Here is a 1,176-nt window from a genome sequence, read left to right on the forward strand (position 1 = left end):
TAAAGATGTTTCGGTAATAGGGTGTGTCGTTGCGCGTGATTCGCACCGTGCTGCTTGATCATTGATGAATGGCAGGGAAGGAAACCGGGTCGGGCGAGAGCGCGGATGCCCGGAAAGTCAAGCAGCGCGGCGGTCGCCGTGATCTCGACGCGTTGCGTGACCGGCGGATGCGGGCGGCGGAGATGTTTGCCGCAGGACGACGACAGATCGATGTCGCGGTCGAGTTGGAGGTCTCCCAGCAGACCGCCTCACGCTGGCATCGACAGTGGACCGAAGGGGGCAACGAGGCGTTGGAAGGTGCCGGTCGCGCTGGACGCCGACCCCGGCTCGATGACGCCCAGATCGAGGCGATCCGAGAGGAACTGCTCAAGGGACCCCAAGCGAATGGCTTCGCGACCGGGGTGTGGACCCTGGGCCGGGTCGCGATCGTGATCGAGCGGCTCACCGGCGTGACCTACGGACCCACCCAGACGTGGACGATCCTGCGGACCCGGCTCGGGTGGAGCCGGCAGCGGCCCGCACGTCGGGCAGTCGAACGCGACGAGGACGCCATCGTCGCCTGGCGCGAGAACGAGTGGCCGCGGATAAAAAAATAGCGCGGCGCCGAGGGGCATGGATCTGCTTCCAGGACGAAAGCGGTGTGTCGCTGCTCCCGGTCGTCCGCGCAACCTGGGCGCCCAAAGGCCTCACACCCGTGCTGCATCACCGATTCTCCTGGAAGCGCATGTCCATGGCCGGAGTGCTGGCATATCGGCCCGATCGCAGCCGCAGCGCGTTCGTGTTCTCCATGACCGACGGCGCCTACAACACCGACAAGCTCATCGACTTCCTCACCGAACTGCGCGCCCACTTCGCCGGGGAGAAGCTCATCCTGATCTGGGACGGGCTCATGGCCCACCGATCCAAGGCGATGACCGCGTGGCTGGCCACCCAACGCGACTGGCTCCACGTCGAACGCCTCCCTGCGTATGCGCCTGAGCTCAACCCCATCGAACAAGTCTGGGGCAACATGAAATCCACCGAACTCGCCAACCTCTGCCCCGACATCCTCGACGAGGTCCGCATCGCGACCGAGACCGGCCTGACCCGGATCGGCTCGAACTACGACCTGTGCCACAGCTTCCTCGACCACACCGGGCTTCCCCTATGATCGGCACTCACTCAATTACCGAAACA

At 64.9% G+C, this 1,176-nt stretch carries 2 protein-coding genes; both read left to right on the top strand.

Annotated features, from left to right (window positions below; translation table 11 throughout):
- Positions 1-68 precede the first annotated feature (68 nt).
- Positions 69-596, top strand: a complete 528-nt coding sequence (locus G9373_RS45325) for a winged helix-turn-helix domain-containing protein (RefSeq protein WP_064080953.1) — start codon at positions 69-71, stop codon at positions 594-596.
- Positions 575-1,150 (top strand): IS630 family transposase, encoded by a 576-nt coding sequence (locus G9373_RS45330; protein ID WP_155756134.1) that lies wholly within the window; start codon positions 575-577, stop codon positions 1,148-1,150. The genes G9373_RS45325 and G9373_RS45330 overlap by 22 nt, the downstream gene beginning before the upstream one ends.
- Positions 1,151-1,176: the final 26 nt, after the last annotated feature.

This window comes from Rhodococcus sp. A14 (assembly GCF_011603105.1).
Lineage (GTDB): Bacteria > Actinomycetota > Actinomycetes > Mycobacteriales > Mycobacteriaceae > Rhodococcus_F > Rhodococcus_F opacus.